17 protein-coding genes are annotated in these 17,631 nt (G+C 41.3%); all 17 read left to right on the top strand.

Annotated elements, in window-relative coordinates:
* Positions 1–647 precede the first annotated feature (647 nt).
* The 17 genes from WN53_RS03155 (at position 648) to WN53_RS03080 (ending at position 17,617) form a co-directional block, all read left to right on the top strand.
* On the top strand, positions 648–1,940 hold the full coding sequence (locus tag WN53_RS03155; RefSeq protein ID WP_024484066.1) for an HlyD family secretion protein: 1,293 nt from the start codon (positions 648–650) through the stop codon (positions 1,938–1,940).
* Positions 1,933–4,056, top strand: coding sequence for a peptidase domain-containing ABC transporter (locus WN53_RS03150; protein WP_024484065.1), 2,124 nt, complete (start codon positions 1,933–1,935; stop codon positions 4,054–4,056). The genes WN53_RS03155 and WN53_RS03150 overlap by 8 nt, the downstream gene beginning before the upstream one ends.
* A 927-nt stretch (positions 4,057–4,983) precedes the next feature.
* Positions 4,984–5,595 carry a winged helix-turn-helix domain-containing protein gene (locus tag WN53_RS03145; protein WP_024484064.1) on the top strand — a complete coding sequence of 204 codons (612 nt, stop codon included), beginning with the start codon at positions 4,984–4,986 and terminating at the stop codon, positions 5,593–5,595.
* A 195-nt stretch (positions 5,596–5,790) separates the two neighbouring features.
* Entirely contained in the window at positions 5,791–6,024 is a 234-nt protein-coding gene (locus tag WN53_RS03140) for a Flp family type IVb pilin (protein WP_024484063.1), read from the top strand.
* A 171-nt stretch (positions 6,025–6,195) separates the two neighbouring features.
* Complete coding sequence (locus WN53_RS03135; protein ID WP_024484062.1) at positions 6,196–6,621, top strand: A24 family peptidase; 426 nt, start codon at positions 6,196–6,198, stop codon at positions 6,619–6,621.
* Positions 6,622–6,648: 27 nt separating this feature from the next.
* The gene (locus WN53_RS03130) at positions 6,649–7,476 is read left to right on the top strand and encodes a hypothetical protein (RefSeq protein ID WP_024484061.1); all 828 of its coding nucleotides are present in this window, start codon (positions 6,649–6,651) and stop codon (positions 7,474–7,476) included.
* Positions 7,477–7,580: 104 nt separating this feature from the next.
* A complete protein-coding gene (locus WN53_RS03125) occupies positions 7,581–8,861 on the top strand; it encodes a type II and III secretion system protein family protein (RefSeq protein WP_099049947.1) in 1,281 nt (426 codons plus the stop codon).
* A gap of 175 nt (positions 8,862–9,036) precedes the next feature.
* Positions 9,037–10,152, top strand: coding sequence for a tight adherance operon protein (locus WN53_RS03120; protein ID WP_046808005.1), 1,116 nt, complete (start codon positions 9,037–9,039; stop codon positions 10,150–10,152).
* The gene (locus tag WN53_RS03115; RefSeq protein ID WP_024484058.1) at positions 10,152–11,438 is read left to right on the top strand and encodes a TadA family conjugal transfer-associated ATPase; all 1,287 of its coding nucleotides are present in this window, start codon (positions 10,152–10,154) and stop codon (positions 11,436–11,438) included. Before WN53_RS03120 ends, WN53_RS03115 begins: the two co-directional genes overlap by 1 nt.
* Before the next feature lie 3 nt (positions 11,439–11,441).
* Positions 11,442–12,317 (top strand): type II secretion system F family protein, encoded by an 876-nt coding sequence (locus WN53_RS03110; protein WP_024484057.1) that lies wholly within the window; start codon positions 11,442–11,444, stop codon positions 12,315–12,317.
* A gap of 131 nt (positions 12,318–12,448) precedes the next feature.
* On the top strand, positions 12,449–13,156 hold the full coding sequence (locus WN53_RS03105) for a type II secretion system F family protein (protein WP_235166946.1): 708 nt from the start codon (positions 12,449–12,451) through the stop codon (positions 13,154–13,156).
* Positions 13,143–13,877: a tetratricopeptide repeat protein gene (locus WN53_RS03100; RefSeq protein ID WP_051346258.1), complete on the top strand. Its 735-nt coding sequence runs from the start codon at positions 13,143–13,145 to the stop codon at positions 13,875–13,877. The genes WN53_RS03105 and WN53_RS03100 overlap by 14 nt, the downstream gene beginning before the upstream one ends.
* The gene (locus WN53_RS03095) at positions 13,874–14,365 is read left to right on the top strand and encodes a TadE/TadG family type IV pilus assembly protein (RefSeq protein ID WP_046808004.1); all 492 of its coding nucleotides are present in this window, start codon (positions 13,874–13,876) and stop codon (positions 14,363–14,365) included. Before WN53_RS03100 ends, WN53_RS03095 begins: the two co-directional genes overlap by 4 nt.
* Positions 14,340–14,921, top strand: a complete 582-nt coding sequence (gene tadF, locus WN53_RS27060; protein ID WP_080660672.1) for a tight adherence pilus pseudopilin TadF — start codon at positions 14,340–14,342, stop codon at positions 14,919–14,921. Before WN53_RS03095 ends, tadF begins: the two co-directional genes overlap by 26 nt.
* Positions 14,922–15,061: 140 nt before the next feature.
* Positions 15,062–16,321 (top strand): TadE/TadG family type IV pilus assembly protein, encoded by a 1,260-nt coding sequence (locus tag WN53_RS03090; protein ID WP_024484053.1) that lies wholly within the window; start codon positions 15,062–15,064, stop codon positions 16,319–16,321.
* A gap of 193 nt (positions 16,322–16,514) precedes the next feature.
* Entirely contained in the window at positions 16,515–17,057 is a 543-nt protein-coding gene (locus tag WN53_RS03085) for a hypothetical protein (RefSeq protein WP_024484052.1), read from the top strand.
* A 164-nt stretch (positions 17,058–17,221) separates the two neighbouring features.
* On the top strand, positions 17,222–17,617 hold the full coding sequence (locus WN53_RS03080) for a hypothetical protein (RefSeq protein ID WP_152526584.1): 396 nt from the start codon (positions 17,222–17,224) through the stop codon (positions 17,615–17,617).
* Positions 17,618–17,631: the final 14 nt, after the last annotated feature.

Here is a 17,631-nt window from a genome sequence, read left to right as displayed (position 1 = left end):
CGAGTGCTAAAATTCGTACTCAATTGCAGCTGGAGGGACAAGACGTTGAGTTCACCATGAATGGTAAAACTCTAGGTCTGCAGCCTACCGTGATCGCTAGGGGGTATAACCATACATCAAAGGTGCACAGTGGTGCATAGTAGAGTGATGAGCAGTTAGTTTGTAATTAATTGATTTAAAGCAATTAATTTAATGCGTGAACAGTAAGCATAGTTTTTACATAAATCTTTCTTGAGTAATGAAACTAGGAGGGGTGGCGAAGTATTGTTCATGCAATGGGGTCACTCCAAAGGCCTGCGATTCAGTGAAACGCGTTTTATTCATGATGAGCCTCCATTGGTTGTATTTAAACCAGAGAACTCCATCAAGCGGTAAGACTAAATTCGGGAGGAGGTTACAATTTATTGTCTTCTCGGATGCAGGAATTAATACCTGTCGAGTAAAAATCTATTAAAAATAAAGGGGCAGCATTTTATCCGCATGAGCAGCAATTTTACCGTGTTGGAAGCAAAGCATGTGAGGGCGTAGAACCAGATTTTAAATGAGAAGTTTTGAGAATAAAGGAGAGCTAAAAAAGGATTAATTTTTTTAGATCACTAACATCCTTTTCACAAAAAATGCGTCTTTTCAATCATAAGAAGCCAGGGATGAGTCAGAGAAAATTGTTTCGTGAAGAATCAGTAAAGCACCAGCAAGATAAGTGGGCAGGCAAAGCCATGCTTCTGTCTTCGCTACCAGCAAAGTGGGTAGCAACCTTTTCAATATTATTTATTCTTACACTGATTGCGTTTCTGATATTTGGTAGTTACACGCGCCGTATTCAGGTGAGCGGTGAGGTTACCACTCAACCCGGGGCAATGAACGTTTTTTCGACTCAGCAGGGTATTATCAGCAAGCGTTATGTTAAGACAGGTCAGTGGGTGAAGAAAGGGCAGCCATTATACAGGATTGATCTTGGCAGGGTTACTGACTCGGGCAAAGTTAGCGTGATGACTCGCATTTCAATTGAAAGTCAGCTCACAAAAAACCACAGTATGATTAACAACCTAAAAAAGAATAAAAAAGCAACATTAGATAATGTAGTGGCGCAGCGTGAGCAATATGTTAAAGCGCATAAGCTCACGGAAAAATTGTTGGAAAAAACACTTAAAGATCTTGAAAGCATGCGCAAGTCCAGCCAGAGCTATGCGGAGTATCAGAGGCGTGGGTTAGTTACCAAAGAGCAGTCAAACAACCAGCAGTACATGTATTCCCAACAACAAAATACCTATCAGACACTGTTTAGCCAGAGTATGCAGGAGTCGGTCCAGATTGCCACGCTCGGGACAGATTTAGTGACCCGCAGTGCTGAATTTGATAACCAAATCGCACAGCTGGAAGCACAGATGAATGACCTCGAACGTCAGCAATCTGAAGCAGAAGCTAGCGGCACGATTATTATAAATGCACCTGATGATGGCAGGGTAGAGTCACTGAGTGTAACCCAAGGGCAGATGGTAAATATCGGCGATAGCCTCGCACAGCTTTTGCCAGGAAATAAGGTAACCTATTATTTAATATTGTGGGTACCTAACAATAGCGTTCCCTATATTAAAAAGGGTGATCGGTTAAATTTACGATATGAAGCATTTGCCTATGAAAAATTTGGGCAGTTTCCGGGGGAGATCGCTAATATCTCCTATTTACCCACATCAGCTCAGGAAATGTCAACTTATCATAGCTCTCCTTTGAAAGGGGAGGAGAAAAGTAGCAATGCTTATTATAAGGTACTGGTCGATATTGATAGTACGGCATTCAAATATAAAGACAAAGAGTTACACCTTTCAAGTGGGTTAAAAGCAGACGCAACACTATTTTTGGAGACAAGGCCACTTTATCAGTGGATGTTTGCACCATTTTACCGTATTCAAAAAAGTATAACCGGAGTAGTAAATGAATAAGAATAATAAGATACGCGAACTCTACAACCGGTTACACCTGTCCTGGCGACGCCGGACACCTAAAATGCTGCAAACGGAAGAGGCGGAGTGTGGCCTGGCCTGTTTAGCGATGATTGGAAACTTCCACGGTGTAGATGCAGACTTACTTTCTTTACGTCAGCGTTTTGGTGTGTCATCTCAGGGGACATCATTGACAACATTAATGACGATTGCCGAGAAGCTCAAACTTGATTCACGTGCACTATCATTGGATATCAATGAAGTCAGTGAACTCAAGTTGCCATGTGTTTTACACTGGAACCACAACCATTATGTGGTGCTGACCGAGGTAAAGCATGCACATTTTGTCATCCATGACCCAGGTTTTGGTGAGCGAGTAATCAGTTATAATGAGTTTTCACAAAACTTTACCGGCGTGGCTCTGGAAGTATGGCCTGCGAGTGATTTCGTTACTGTCAAATGGCGGGATAAGTTAAAATTACGCTCCCTGCTAAAGAATGTTCGTGGTCTACCTTCGGCACTAACTAAAATATTTTTTCTCTCTTTGGTTATTGAAGCCATTAACCTGATTTTTCCAGTGGGCATTCAGCTGGTCATGGACCATGTCGTACAGGCAAGTGATCGGGACTTGCTAACCGTAATTTGCTCTGGATTGCTTGTTTTGGTGCTGCTTCGCACAGGAATGATGGTGTTGCGTTCGTGGACTTCAGTAGTGATGAATGCGCTGATAGATATTCAGTGGAAAAATGGATTATTCAATCACCTGTTAAAACTACCTGTTACCTATTTTGAAAAACGTAAACTGGGTGATATCCAGTCACGCTTCGGATCTCTCAATACCTTACGAGAAACCTTCACCAGTAATATCGTCAGCGGGATTATTGATATTATCGTAGCGATAGGCGTGCTGATAATGATGGTCCTATATGGCGGCTGGCTGGTATGGGTAGTTCTGGGCTTTACTTCGCTGTATACCATTTTGCGCGTATCAACCTATCGCTTGTATCGTCAGGCAAATGAAGAACACGTGATAAAAGAAGCGAAAGCAGAATCGCATTTTATGGAAACCTTGTACGGAGTCACGACGCTCAAATCAATGGGACTGGCTAGTACTCGCTCGCGTTCGTGGATGAATTTAAACATTGATACAGTGAATGCACAAATTCGCATTTCACGCCTCGATATGGTGTTTAACAGTGTGAGCACGTTGATTGCAACCTTCGATGAAATATTGATTTTATGGCTGGGTGCAGCGATGGTCATCGATAGCAAACTGACCTTTGGCATGTTTATTGCCTTTAATGCTTACCGAACTCAATTCACAGAGCGCACCAATAACCTTATTGATGTCGTATTACAGCTTCGAATGTTAAGCCTCCATAATGAAAGGGTTGCAGATATCGCACTGACGCCACCGGAAACTGAAGCAGCACCGAGGCGAATTATACCTGCTGTGGGACCAGCAAAATTTGAAGTTACCAATCTACACTATCAGTATGACGATATCAGTCAACCCATTCTCAGGGGATTTAACCTCTCTATTGCAGCAGGCGAAAGTGTGGCAATTGTGGGGCCTTCGGGTGTGGGAAAAACAACATTGCTGAAGATCCTTAGCGGTCTGGTTCCTCCGACTGAAGGAACGTTGAAAATTAATGATATTGACATACAAACTGCAGGTATTAATAACTATCGCCACTGTATAGCGAGCGTGCTCCAGGAGGATAAATTGTTCTCTGGTACTATCGCTGAAAACATTGTGGGTTTTGAATCAGAAATAGATGAAGAACACATGATTCAGTGCTGTAAAGATAGCCACATACATGAAGATATTATGAGTATGGCAATGGGATATTACTCACTAATTAGTGAGTTGGGTGGAAGTCTGTCGGGAGGTCAAAAACAGCGACTATTTATTGCACGGGCACTCTATCGTAGGCCATCTATTCTCTTTATGGATGAGGCTACCAGCCATCTTGATGTTAACAATGAGGCACGAATCAATGAAGCAATTGCAGCATTGAATATCACTAAGGTTATTGTTGCTCATCGCCAGTCAACAATTAATTCTGCTGACAGAATTATTGAGCTAAAGAGAGATAAAATTGAGACAAAATGAGGGTGGTGAGATAAAAAAAGGTTATGATTAGATTGTTGCGACAAAGAGCGCAGTAAAAAGGTGAGCATTACTTGAAAAATGATGTTCAGTATATTAATTAGAGTTCTAACTATTTCTTATGGGAAATAAAAATGAAGGTATTATCAACTCAGGAAACTAACCAGGTTGTAGGTGGTTTTTTCTTCTTTAAATTGTTCTCTTGCGTTATCTCAAAGTTCTGCGGATATAAAAATTCGTCCAGACCACAAGTAGTGAATCCACCTGCTGTTAAACCGCCAGTAGTGAAGCCACCGGTTGTTCACCCGCGCTAAATGATAAATTCAGGCATTAATGGATCAATGCCTGATGCAGCGTAAATGAAATCGGCAGGTGGCTAACCTGCCGATTTTAGCGTAAAGAGTTTAAAATCAAACTGATAAGGTGATGTTAATCATTTCGACTTACAGGGAATGTGCTGGTTCATCCTTTCCTGTCGATTTCATTATACTTCTGAAGTTTTAAACAATTATGACATCACCCCCGCGATAAGAATAAAGATTGGACGTTAACGTGCGATTGATATCGCTATGGATAAACTGTCCCTCTTACAGGTGTCCTCAGGGTTGTGGAGAATGCGGATTTACAGCTACAGTATCAGACTATTATTCTTTAAAATCATATATGCAAGTTAGTAATGCTGTATGAATTATTTTTTATCAAGATGTGGGCATTAAAATATTGCAATATATCATGATGATGTAAATGAGTAGTTAAGATGATTAAGTAAGGTTATAATATGAATCAATGAGCTCGCAAAAGATTTATTGAGTGCTATTCTTGACGGAAAAAATGAGTAAGTAATATACTTATTTTACAAGGCAGTATAAAATGTTTAAGAATGGTTTTTAGGGGATTTTATAATTCGGGTATGGAAATCGGAGTTAGCACATGCATGGTACGGAAGGATATCAAGATATTATATTTACTCTCGATAACGGCGTAATATTCGTTCCTTCAAAACGCTGTTTGATATCAGATAGTGATAAGATTTTTGAACTGTCAGAAAACAGTTATCGTTTTCTGTTATTGCTATTGCAGGGTGAAACAGATAAGCAAAATATTATTAAAAAAGTGTGGCATGAGCAGCGCGGATCTGTTTCAGAGAGCAGCTATTATGGCCAACTCTATCTGCTACGACAGGCATTCACCTTCGTCGGGTTATCTAATACCTTGATCAAAACTATTCCTCGCCGCGGAGTAAAGTACATTGGTTATGTTACCAGTGGAAAGATTGCAGAAACCGAGTTATTAGAGCGCATTACCAGTAATGATAAGAATGTCGTTGCAGAGAACCTCGGCCCGATAAATTCACCCCTGCCGACCGCAGAAACTCCAGTGGATACAGAAATACTCCATTCCGAGAGTATCAGTAACGAAACATCCATAGACAACTGGTATCAGACCAGGAGTTGGAATATTTTTGTCACTACGCTTGCTGTGTTAGCAGTGTGCTGGCTCACTACTATCATCTTTTTTATGGTTGTCTTTCTCAAAAAATGAAAAAAAACACTCTATTGTGATATTTATAAAAATAAAATGAGAGTGAAGTGAAGATCATGATAAATGAGTAGTGTTTAATTTGATGGTCAGGTAGTCAAGCGAATGGAGAGTATCTCTAGTCAGTATTTTATTGCTTGTGCCTTTCTTATCGATAACATATTTTTTAAAAAACGCTACTAGAATAGGGAGTTTTAAATGACTAACATCATCACGAAAGCATACATTATGGTACAATTACGTAGTGAGCAGTTCCTTAAAGACCAGCGCGGCGTAACAGCAATCGAATATGCGCTTATTGGTGTGGCTATGGCAACCTTGCTGGCAGCTATCTTTGGTAACCAAAATTCCGGCTTCCTCGGTGCGATTAATACGGCCTTTACCAAAATAGTTAGTTCAATTACCAGTGTTACTACCGGGAACGGAAAGTAAGCATACTTTTTTGGGGGGGGGGGGGCGCCCCCCAATACTAACAGAAAAATTTTAATTTCAGATGTCTATTTTGTTTGATAGATAAACACCTGATTTTAAGTAGGGTTTAATTAGAAAATAAAACTTGTATAGAACGATATTTTTCGAACGTAAAGATAAAGGGGACATTCTGTGCAGTGGTTGAATAATGTTTGTTACCTGATAATAATAATTATCCTGGCTAAAGTTTGCATGGATGATCTTCGCAAAAGAATAATAAGTAATACAAATGTGTTGTTGATAATTTTCATGGTATGTATTTTGAGTTTATCAGCAGATACAAGTCCTAATATTTTTCTTTCATTATTTGTTTTATTTTTTGGGTTCATGCTCTTTATCAGTAAAATTTTGGGGGCTGGCGATGTGAAATTGATTGTTGCTCTCTCTTTTGCCTTTAACTATGTTCAGTTCATCAATTATCTTTTCTTGGTAGCAGTGCTAGGTGGAGTATGTGCGATCATCGGATTACTTTTTTATCATAAAAACGTCAAGAAAAATGGTATTCCCTATGGCGTTCCTATTGCATTAGCATTCATGCTTTCCTACCCCGTAGGATAACGTAAATATTTTTTAAGGAGCCTGAAGTTGAGTCACCGGACACTATTAATTTTGTCAGTTTTATTACTGGCAGTCGGCGTTGTTGGTATTGTTTGTAACAAAAATGAAACTATTGTAAAGACTGAGATTCCTCCTTCCTCAACAAAAGAGCGAAAAATTCAGGTTGCAGTAGCGAACAATGCATTGCAGCTACGAGAAATATTACGAACGGAAGACTATAAAATCTCCACGATTACCATTCCTGCGGAGTCTACGGATAATCGTGATATAAGTTCTTACTCAAAAGGTGATATAAGTGGATTTTTGATAAGAAACAATGTCGAGGCAGGTAGTGTATTGACAGCCGAATTGCTTGAATCACCAGAGAGTCCAACTTTTTTTCAACATGCCATAAAGTCTGATGAGATTCCTTATCCACTTATAATTAATTCCATTGACTCTTATTTGCTCTCATTACTTCATTCTGGGGATAGTATTTCATTGTATTTGCGATATTCTAAAGGGAGTGAGAAGAAAACTGGGGGAGGTGCAGTCATTCAGGAAGTGTCTGGGGCTATGAGAAGTGAAAGTGAAAAAAAATTAGACCTCATTTTCTCTCGATTGAAAGTTTTGGAAGTTAAACCGGTTGAAAAACATAATTCTATTGATGCACCATTCGCCGGTGATGAAAAAAAAGTCGGTACTATCGCTGTGAAAGTCAGTACAAAACAATATGCCCAGCTTAAAGTCATTGAAGGTAAAGGTGAGCTAATAATTATTCCAGAAAGGCCTGGGCAGAAACTACCTTCACGTATAAGAGTTGGTAATTTATTACCGGTATTTAGTTCCATAGATGAATTGCGAGGGAAAAATTGAACGTCAAGGTAATCTTCCACGCGAACCTGTTTCGCAATTTTTTAGTTATATTGTCTCTGTTCGTGTCCGTGCACAGTCAGACTTCGTTCGCTGCAGAGTCATATTTGTCACCTGGCGAATCTCAAGTTATACAGGTAAAGGGGAGTGTTGATACTGTTTTCATGTCTTCACCCGAGGTCGCTGATTATGAGATGATCGGCGATCGGAGCATCGTGGCCTACGCGCGTAAAGAGGGGAAAACAGATGTTATTGCTTTTGACGAAAATGGAGAGCAGATATTTAAGACAACGTTGGTAGTAAACTCATTGCTCGGCGAAGTACATAAAAACATCAGCAGAATATTCCCTAGCAGTGATATTGAGATTAAAAAAATAGGCCAAAGTTATGTTATCTCGGGAACGGTGGCATCAGAAGATGAAAAAGATAAGATTTATCAGATAGTAGGAGAGGGGATTGGTGCGGCGGCGACTATAAATCAGAAAAAAGTCAGCGCTATCCAGGGGGCTGATAGTACGAGCGACGATAGCAACAATAGTAGTGGATGGCTTGATGAGGTCATTTATAAAGGCGTTATTAATAAGTTGCAGATGCCACTTGCCAATCAGGTCAATGTTAAACTTACCGTGGTCGAAGTCACTAAAAACTTCAGTGAAAATCTGGGCGTTGACTGGGGAACTATCACAGGAGCGTCGTCCAGTGTTACACCTGGTGCATTTCGTTTTGTGAAATTTAACGCTGATACGCTATCTAGTATGGTCCATGCGATTAGTAACGACTCAGTAGCCCGTGTACTGGCTGAGCCGAATTTGTCGGTACTATCCGGAGAAACAGCTCAGTTCCTGGTGGGAGGAGAAGTTCCGCTAGTCACATCATCGCAGAATGGCACGAGCGTACAATATAAAGACTTCGGCATAAAATTGAATATCGGCGCCAAAGTACGAGATACGGGACATATCCGTATCTCACTTAATGAAGAGGTGAGTAATATTGATTCGACGTTCAATAGTCAGGCGGGGATGAGCTTTCCAACTTTCCAGACCCGAAGGGCCCAAACCATCGTAGAACTGGCGGATGGTGAAAGCTTCCTCCTTGCTGGATTGGTGAATAATAGCGAACGTGAAGCACTATCGAAGATCCCGTTTATTGGCGATGTACCTCTCTTAGGTGGGATGTTTCGTAATGCTGCAACTGAGCGTTCGAACAGTGAGTTAGTTGTGGTTGCTACGGTAAATCTGGTTAAACCTGCTAATAAGCGTAATATCAAGATACCTGATTTCCAGCGAACCTCTACGTTGTCCAGATTTTTTAATCTTAGCAAAATTGACAATCGTCTTGAAAGAAAGCGCGCACGGGAATTTATAGAGCAGGGTGGTTTTTCCCATTGATAAGGGTGCACTGATCCATTTCATGGCATGGGGGGCGCAACCATGCTTTTTATATACCTGAAATACAGTATATATAGATTCGGGTTATTTCATACCAAGAAGCGCAAGGTGAAAATTAGTCTGTGCGCCTTTCAATGATGGTAGTTCTCTTCTATAGGGATGTTAAGGGAAAGTAATGTTGTTATTTCCGCAAAAAAGCGTTTCATCTAATGATGTTAATAAGAAAGAATTTTATATATTATCTCCTCGTGTTGGAGTTTTTACAGCATTGAGTGAAAACCTGCGCATGGCAGGTATCAGCTCGGTTGAAAAAATCCGCGTTGATATTACCACGCAGCAACTTAGCGTGCCTGAGAATGCCAATGGGGTAGTGGTCGACATAGGAACCAGCGTTGAGGTTGACAAGATTATGCTGACAATTCATTCACAGATACCACGTGGAGCTTGGTGCTGTCTGGTGGGTGATAGCGATTCAATAGGTCTGGCCCAAAGCTTTATGAAAAATAACATCCACTATTTCAATATACATTCACAGCAGGATAATCTGGTACAGGCGGCGGTGTTGGGTACTGAATTGAAGAGTATCCGCCATCCGGTAAGCGTCAGCGTTCTGGGTTGTAAAGGTGGGATTGGAACTACAACTTTAGGGTTTCTGCTGGCTAATGAGATTGTTCGAGCCCGTAAGTTACCTTCGTTATTTGTGCAGGGTAAGTTTGGCTCACGTGATTTGGACCTCATTACTGGAAAAAAACTGTTGCCTGAGCTGACCCCTGTGTCGAAACAGCTTGATTTAATGAGTAGGGAGAGCGAATTCCTCCCGGACCTTAGCCAACCTGATTTGCAAAAATATAACTTCGTGGTGTTTGAGCAAGCGATCAATGTCGCGAATAAAGAATTGCAACGTGACTTAGCCGAACAGTCGAAATGCGTTGTACTGGTACTTGACCGCTCGATGTCATCAGTGCGTGTAGCACGGAATATGATTGAAAATATCGAAGTTTTGAAACGTTCGAATCGTGTATCGCGTCGTTTATTTGTCTGTATCAGTGATACCAGACCAGTAACGATAAATTCGTTGACTCATGATGATATGAGGGTGCTGTTGAATCATCCTATTGATGCCGTCATACCCTACTCGCGGGAAAAGGGGGGGGGTAGTGCTAGGAGAAAAATGTTTTTCAATAATCCTTCACCATTGCAAGAGCTGGCACGGCAGGTGTTAGGCGGCGCGGTGCAAAAAAAACAAAATCTGTGGCGAAATATTATTATGAATGGCAGGAAGGTTAACTGATGAATAATAGCGTAGATATTGAGCTTCAGGAGATCTTGCGCAATGGTGTACTGAGCAATATCGATATCAATGTTATCGAACATCTGGTGACCGATCGTGCACAGTTGATAACTGAAATGAATCGCATTCTTGAGCGAATCGTTGAGTTGCAAAATATTTATTTGAATGTGGTCGGTCAGCGCCAGATGGCTGAAATGATGGCAGATGAAGTCATTGGATTTGGCCCCCTGCGGCCACTGCTGGAAGATGATACCGTTAGCGATATCCTGGTTAATGGCCCAACAAAAATTTTCGTTGAGCGATTTGGCAAGCTGGAATTAACCCAGCATCGATTCATTAATAATGCACAGTTGACTGACATCGCTAAACGGCTGGTGCAGAAAGTTGGCAGAAGGCTCGACGAGGGGTGTCCTCTGGTGGATGCTCGCCTATCAGACGGCAGCCGTTTGAATGTCGCCATACCCCCCATCGTCTTAGACGGGACGTCGATTTCAATTCGCAAGTTTGGGAAGTCATCTTTACAACTGGCGGATCTTGTTGAACATGGTGCATTGAGTGGGCAGATGGCGAACTTTCTGGTCATTGCCGCACGTTGCAGAGTGAACATTATCATCTCTGGGGGAACTGGTTCTGGTAAAACGACATTGCTTAATTCATTGTCGAAATATATTGATGAAAGTGAACGTATCATCACTATGGAAGACGCAGCAGAGCTGAGACTAATGCAACCTCATGTACTAAGAATGGAAACACGCCTTGCTGGAGTTGAAAATACGGGGCAGGTCACCATGCGTGCATTGCTGATCAACTCATTACGTATGCGACCAGACAGAATCATTGTTGGTGAGTGTCGCGGTGAGGAGGCATTCGAGATGCTGCAAGCCATGAATACAGGTCATGATGGTTCCATGTCAACGCTACATGCTAACAATCCCCGCGATGCAGTATCACGTCTTGAAAATATGGTCATGATGGCGGGCATGAATATACCGATGGAGTCGATAAGGAAGAATATCGTTTCCGCTGTAAATCTTATCATTCAGGTTTCCCGACTAAATGATGGTTCTAGGAAAATCATGAATATTAGTGAGATCATGGGTATTGAGGGTGACAGAATTATTTTACAGGATATCTTTCATTTCAAAAGCCAGAATGAGCGTGATGAGACAGGGAAAATACAAGGTGAGTTTGTTAATAATGGGTTGTTGATGCGTTCAAGTGTAATGAATAATGCGATAATGTTTAACCTGAGTAATGAGTTGAAGTTGATATTTGGAATGAGTTAATTAATGTACTATTTATTGTTTTTTTTCGGGCTAGGTTTGCTATTAGTCAATCTGTATTATTGGCGTCGTATGATGAAAGGCGCTATAGGAGCGGCAGAACGGTCTGTAGCCAGGTTCGGTATTATAAATCTCTTAAGAAAACGACTGGATGAATGGTGTTTGTATGCCATTTCCGATAATACAATAAAAGGAATGCGTGGGTTAATTATTGCCTTTTTGTTTTTATTAGCGGCACTAATATCTAACTACCTCTGGTTGCATTTTGATTGGATTGGGCTGATCATTATCACTAGTGTAACGATATTTTTTGGGCAGATTAATATTGGCCGGATGCTGCATCATAAAAACTATGAGGCTCGCTTCCCAGAAGCGTTGTCGATTATCAATGCTGCGGTTTCGGCAGGTAACAGCATTCATCAGGCATTGCAGCGTTGTGGTCAAGGGATCGATGGAGAAATGGGGCAGACTTTCAATCGTATCGCGCGAAGACTGAATCTGGGTGAAGAACCTGAAAGGGTAATGAAGGATGCCAGGGGGCTTTATCCTTACCGCGAGTTCTACTTTTTCTCTGTGATTATTTTGATTAGTATTCAGCGTGGTGGACAGTTACGTGTGCTTATTAGTCGACTTTCCCGGATAGTTAACAATAGTAAAACTATCGCTCGGCGTAAAAAGGCCATGACATCAGAGGCACGTTCTTCGGCGAAGATTGTTGCAGCGATCCCTATCTTGTTTTTTATAAGCATGAAATTTTTGAGTCCGCAGAATTATGACTTTATTATTAACGATCCGCTGGGGAGAATGATCTTATACTATGCAGTGAGTAGTGAGGCTTTGGGTATGTTTATTATCTGGCTGCTATTACGTAAGGCGACGTAATGATATTTATATATAGCGTAACCCTAGTGTTTGGTCTGGTAGTGACAATCTGTACTCTGCTAAGAATGCAGTCACTGTCGAGCCAGAAAAAAATTATTGAGCAAAGTCACGAGTCGAACAGTAATGAAATTTTGACGACTATTGATCACCGCTTACTTATTATTAACAACAATTTATGGTTAAGTCGCCTGGATCTACTTGATAAAAAAGTTAGCCTGAAATTGAGGTTGTGTGGTGCTGTAGGAGGGGGGGCTCTACTGCTAAAATTTACAGGTGCATGGAACCTGTCAATGCAGGAGTTGGCGATGATATTACTGATTGTGTTAGTGATAATTATTGTCACTCCAGGCATTCTGGTCAATATGGGAGTGAAAACGCGTATGAAATTACTCATTGACGCAATTCCATACTATATCGATCTTGTGGCGGTTTGTGTGCAATCCGGGATGACTGTTGAAAGTGCATTACGGTTTGTTTGTGATAATTTCCATGAAATTGATCCAAATTTAGCCAGTCTAATGTTAATTGTTGTTAAAAAGGCGGATGTCAGTGGTCTGCAGTCTGGCCTAGAAGAACTATACCGATCCATGGAGGAAACGGAAATGCGCATGTTTTGCTCTACACTTCAGCAAAGTGTATTTTATGGGACCTCTTTATATGAGAACCTCCTCGAGATATCAAGAGAAATTCGTGAGTTACAACTACTTGATACTGAGGAGAAGGTTGGAAGCCTGTCAGCAAAGATGAGCATTCCTCTTATTGTATTTATCATGTTCCCAATTGTCGTTTTGATCGCGGCGCCAGGTATTTTAAGGATAATGAAAAGTGCTGTTTTTTAAGAAATCAATTATTATTGTTTCATTTTGCACAATACTATCTGGCTGTAATTTGCTGGAAGGGAAAACTGCGCGAGATGATAAAGTAAAAGAAACTGTCTTGTTACAAACTAAGGATTACGATGGGTTGATCAATTTATATCGTGGAAGTTTAAAAGAGCGAAATAATCCTCAGGACCGTTTTAAACTGGCTTTTTATTATCATGAAGCTGGTGATTATAAATCATCCCTTTACTATCTGGAACCACTGGCTGGGGAGAATAGTGAAACGGACATACTGTTAACTAAGGACCTAATATATTTAGGACAATATGATAAGGCGCTAGCGGTGACTCAAAATATGATTAAGAGAAACCCGAATAATGCTGAAGCCTGGAACCTACAAGGTGTTGCCAGTGCGCTAAATGGAGACTCTGTCGCTGCGCGTCGCTTCCTGTTGTCTGCCCGTGACCATTTTCTTGCTGATGAGAAAAGTATCAACAATTTAGCCATGCTATCAATCATGGATGGAGATTATAGTGATGCCGTTGCCATGTTACTACCACAATATTTTCGTGGTAAAAAGAGCAGAGTGATGATGCATAACCTGGTGTTTGCACTGGTTAAGACATCGGATTTGCAATCGGCTTACAATATTATTGAAAGAGAAAATCTCTCAGAGCATCCTTACGATCTCATCGAATCGCTTAGTCAAGTCCTATTAACCGATAAAATGAAAATATGAAGAAATTAATTTCGGTTTTTTTTAAAAATAACCGTGGCGTAGCCAGTATTGAATTTTCTTTAACCGTTATATTGTTCATCTTTATGGTTATGTTTGTCGCTGAAATTGCTCGTATGGCATATATATCCTCGGTGTTAGATTTAGCTATATCTGAGGGAGCTAAGGACGCAAAAAATTACTCATCTGCTAGTGGTAATGATTACCAGACTCGCTTCAGACAACGTATGACAGAGCAGGGAGGAACCTTGTGGGGTTTCCTGGCTGAAAAAGATATGCTGGCTATAAACGTTTCTTATGCTAGCTCAATAGCTGAAATGATTTATAGCGGTGGTGGAGTCAGTGGAAGAAATAAACCGTTGGCAAGATATTTTGTAAGATATCGCTATCAACCTATTTTTTTTCCGGTACCTGATGCATGGAAAGAATCAACATTTATCCGAGAGGTGATTTTTGTTCAGGAATATGAACGTTCGGAATTTATGGACTGATCAGCGAGCGTCGATAACGGTGGAGTTCGTCTTTATCGCTATTGCTCTGGTAACATTTATTTATTTCCTTGGGGATTTAGTTATGCGTCAGGCACTGATTGGACGCCTGGATCGTACTGCCTATTCGATAGCCGGAGTACTACGAGAAAGAACGCAACTGTACGCTGCGCGTGAAAATTTATCGCAATACGACGTTGATAGTGCGCTTTTACTAACAAAGAAAATATTGGCAGATATGGACCCTGCAATAGACCAAAATGCCATTGGTTTGATAGTAGAAGAGGCGCATTTTTATCCTCCCTCTAATGTTAATGATACTTCAAAAAATTTAAAGATGTATCGGTTATGGACGGCAAATAACTCATCCGTTAGCTGTGCGCCTCCGGTATTACTGTCCAGACAACTGGCTCTATCTCCCAGAGGAAGTTATACCCGCTGGGTGCCTATTTATCAAATTACGGTTTGTGCACCCACTTCTAGTATCTATACAAGGATGACCAGCGGGTTATGGACTAAGCCGGTGATGACATCGTATGCATCCGTTATGGTTCGCTAATTCATCATTATTAATTGTTATCCGCCACTGAGTTTTTACCAACGGAAACAGGTCTGCCATTTTCTTGGTCAGCCAGCCGCATACGTGAGCTTTATAAGAAGGTTGGTATGGATAACATTAATCATGAACCGAGGTAAATCATGTTAAAAATTAGAAGATTATTGAAGACGCCAGGAGCATTTCTTCGCGATCAGGGAGGGGCATTTGCCGTCAGCTTCGTCATGATGAGTGGTTTTCTGCTTGCAATGGCAACGTTGGGCCTTGAAGGATCGAGGATTATCACAGACAAAGCCAGACTATCTGATGCGATGGAACAAGCTGCACTAGCGCTAACTGCAGAAGATAACGGAGCAGGAAATCCCCGTAATAACGTTATTGCTACCGCTTATTTTAATGCTTACATGCGCCACAATACGGCAGTATATACACCAAAAATTACTGTGTTAAATGGACGTTCTGGATACGATGGTAATCTATCTTATGTCGAATACCGAGTTTCTGGTCAGACCGTGCAAGATGCCTGGCTTGCATCGCCTCTTTTCCCTAACTTCGGGAAAAAAATTGTGGTGGGTAACAATGCGGCAGCCCGTAAGTATCGTTCAAATATCGATGTGGTTTTTGTCACGGATTTCTCCAGTTCGATGACCGATTACATCGATGGCTATCAGAAGATTACGGAGCTAAAAAGAATCGTTCTGAAACTCTCGAATGAGCTTTTTTCACAGAATGTAGGCAATAAAGTTGGTTTTGTACCATTTAGCTGGGGGACGCGTACCGGAGATCACTGTACTCCACAATTTGTGACTCGCGTGCCGGCCCCCAAAGGGATCCTCAGTGAGTTTGAGTCTATGGAAAATCTGGGCCAGTACATTGATAGCCGTGCCACCGTTGCGGCTATCCCCAATAGGGTGGACGATATTAACGTACCGATCGATGATGTTTACGAAGATCTGTGTCTTAAATTCGCTAATGCCAAACAAATTCCGCTCACCGGTAGCATGACAGATATTTCAAAAATCAATGCAATGACCGCCCATGGGGGGACGCTAGTTAGCTCCGGTGTACTTGCTGGTACGCAGGTTTTGGCAAAGGGAAGTGGCAACCGTAAAGTGTTAGTAATTATTTCTGATGGTATGGACGACCCTGATGCAGCGAAGGTTCCTATCACTCGAAATCTCATTGCCGCAGGGATGTGCGACAAAGTGAGGAATTCACTACAGGTTGGTAGGGCGATAGGTAAGATTGCTTTCATCGCACTAGGCTATAATCCGACGGTAAACTGGAGTGCCTGCGTAGGGGCCACTAACTACTATACCCCACATAGTCTGAGACAGTTTGAAGACTCATTACGCCGGGCCGTATTTGAAGAAGTAGGGCACAACACGATTAAAGATTATTAGATAATAACTAATTAAACTTTTATACGGATTTATAAGGTCTCAATCAGGTAAATAAGGATTAGTGATGTTAATATTCTCTATCATTGGCAGGGTGAGAAGGAATATATTATCTTGCTAATGCGGATGTAATTAATGCCATCCTTTAATGGATGGGGTAATTACTAAAATATCTGTACTTTTAAGGACTAAACAAATGAAAAAGATTTTCGCGCTTTCTCTTATCACTGGTGCTATGTTCTCTGCTTCAGTATTTGCCGCAACGCCAGCAAGTTATGATACTAAATTCAACGTTAGCGCTAACGTACCTGACAGTGCGCACATCACCGATGCAAGTGGCCGTCCTCTGACCGATCTTGATGTTGAGTTAAAGCCTGCTGCAAGTGGCTTCATGGAAGCGACTACTCCGGCACTGCGTCTGTGGAACAATGACGTGGCAAAGCTGGAGGTTTCACTGATCCTTGACGATGGCCAGAACGCAAGTGGTGGTGCTTTTACTCTGTACAGCACCGATCGTGACACGTTGTCTTCTTTAAGCTATAAAATTAATACCATCACTGAAGTGGGTCAGAAAGCTTACGTTAAGTCAGGCGATTCTCAAGATTTTACCCTGCAAGCTAACGGCACCCATGGCGAGCTGCCGGTGGCATTCAAGTTTGTTTCTGACGCTAAATACAGCGAACTGGGACAGGGTAACTACACCGGCGTAGTTTACGCTAACGTAAATGCGAAAGCCTAACTCTTAATCGAGTGTCAGGGTTAGGTAACTGACCCTGTTTTTTAATGATAAAACTAATTCAAACAATAATTACTCTCGTTATCATAATCGTAGCGATGACGGACTGTGTTGCAATAGAGTCACCTAAGTTTGACGTTAATATTAATGCGGAGTCGATACCACGAGTGGCGCTATATTATAAGTTGCGTCCGATCAGTAACGGTGAAATTGATTTCCCATTACCTATAAATGGGGCTTCAAAACATTTTGAAAATACCTCTACCTCATTTTATATAGTAGGAAATATTCCGGGTGCTGAAGTGGTATTTTCCGATTCGGATTTTACTCTCTATTCGTTGTCAGGAAGAGATAATGTCATCAATCTTACGGGGGAGTTTGTTTTCAATAATAATCACTCGTCAGCTTTGCAGATGATTTCTATTCCTGTTCTTAAGAATATACTGTTTGCAAACTCGACTAATGGATTTAAAGTTCATTTCAAGTCAAAATCCCTAGCGGGTAATTATTCCCAGGGTGGTTATGCAAACTCCTTCACATTATTAGTAAAACCAACGCTTTAATTCTGGCAGGGAAG

The organism is Serratia fonticola (assembly GCF_001006005.1).
In the GTDB taxonomy this organism is placed as follows: Bacteria; Pseudomonadota; Gammaproteobacteria; order Enterobacterales; family Enterobacteriaceae; genus Chania; species Chania fonticola.
Note: the sequence above shows the minus strand (reverse complement) of the source record. Positions and strands in the feature narration are given on the sequence as shown.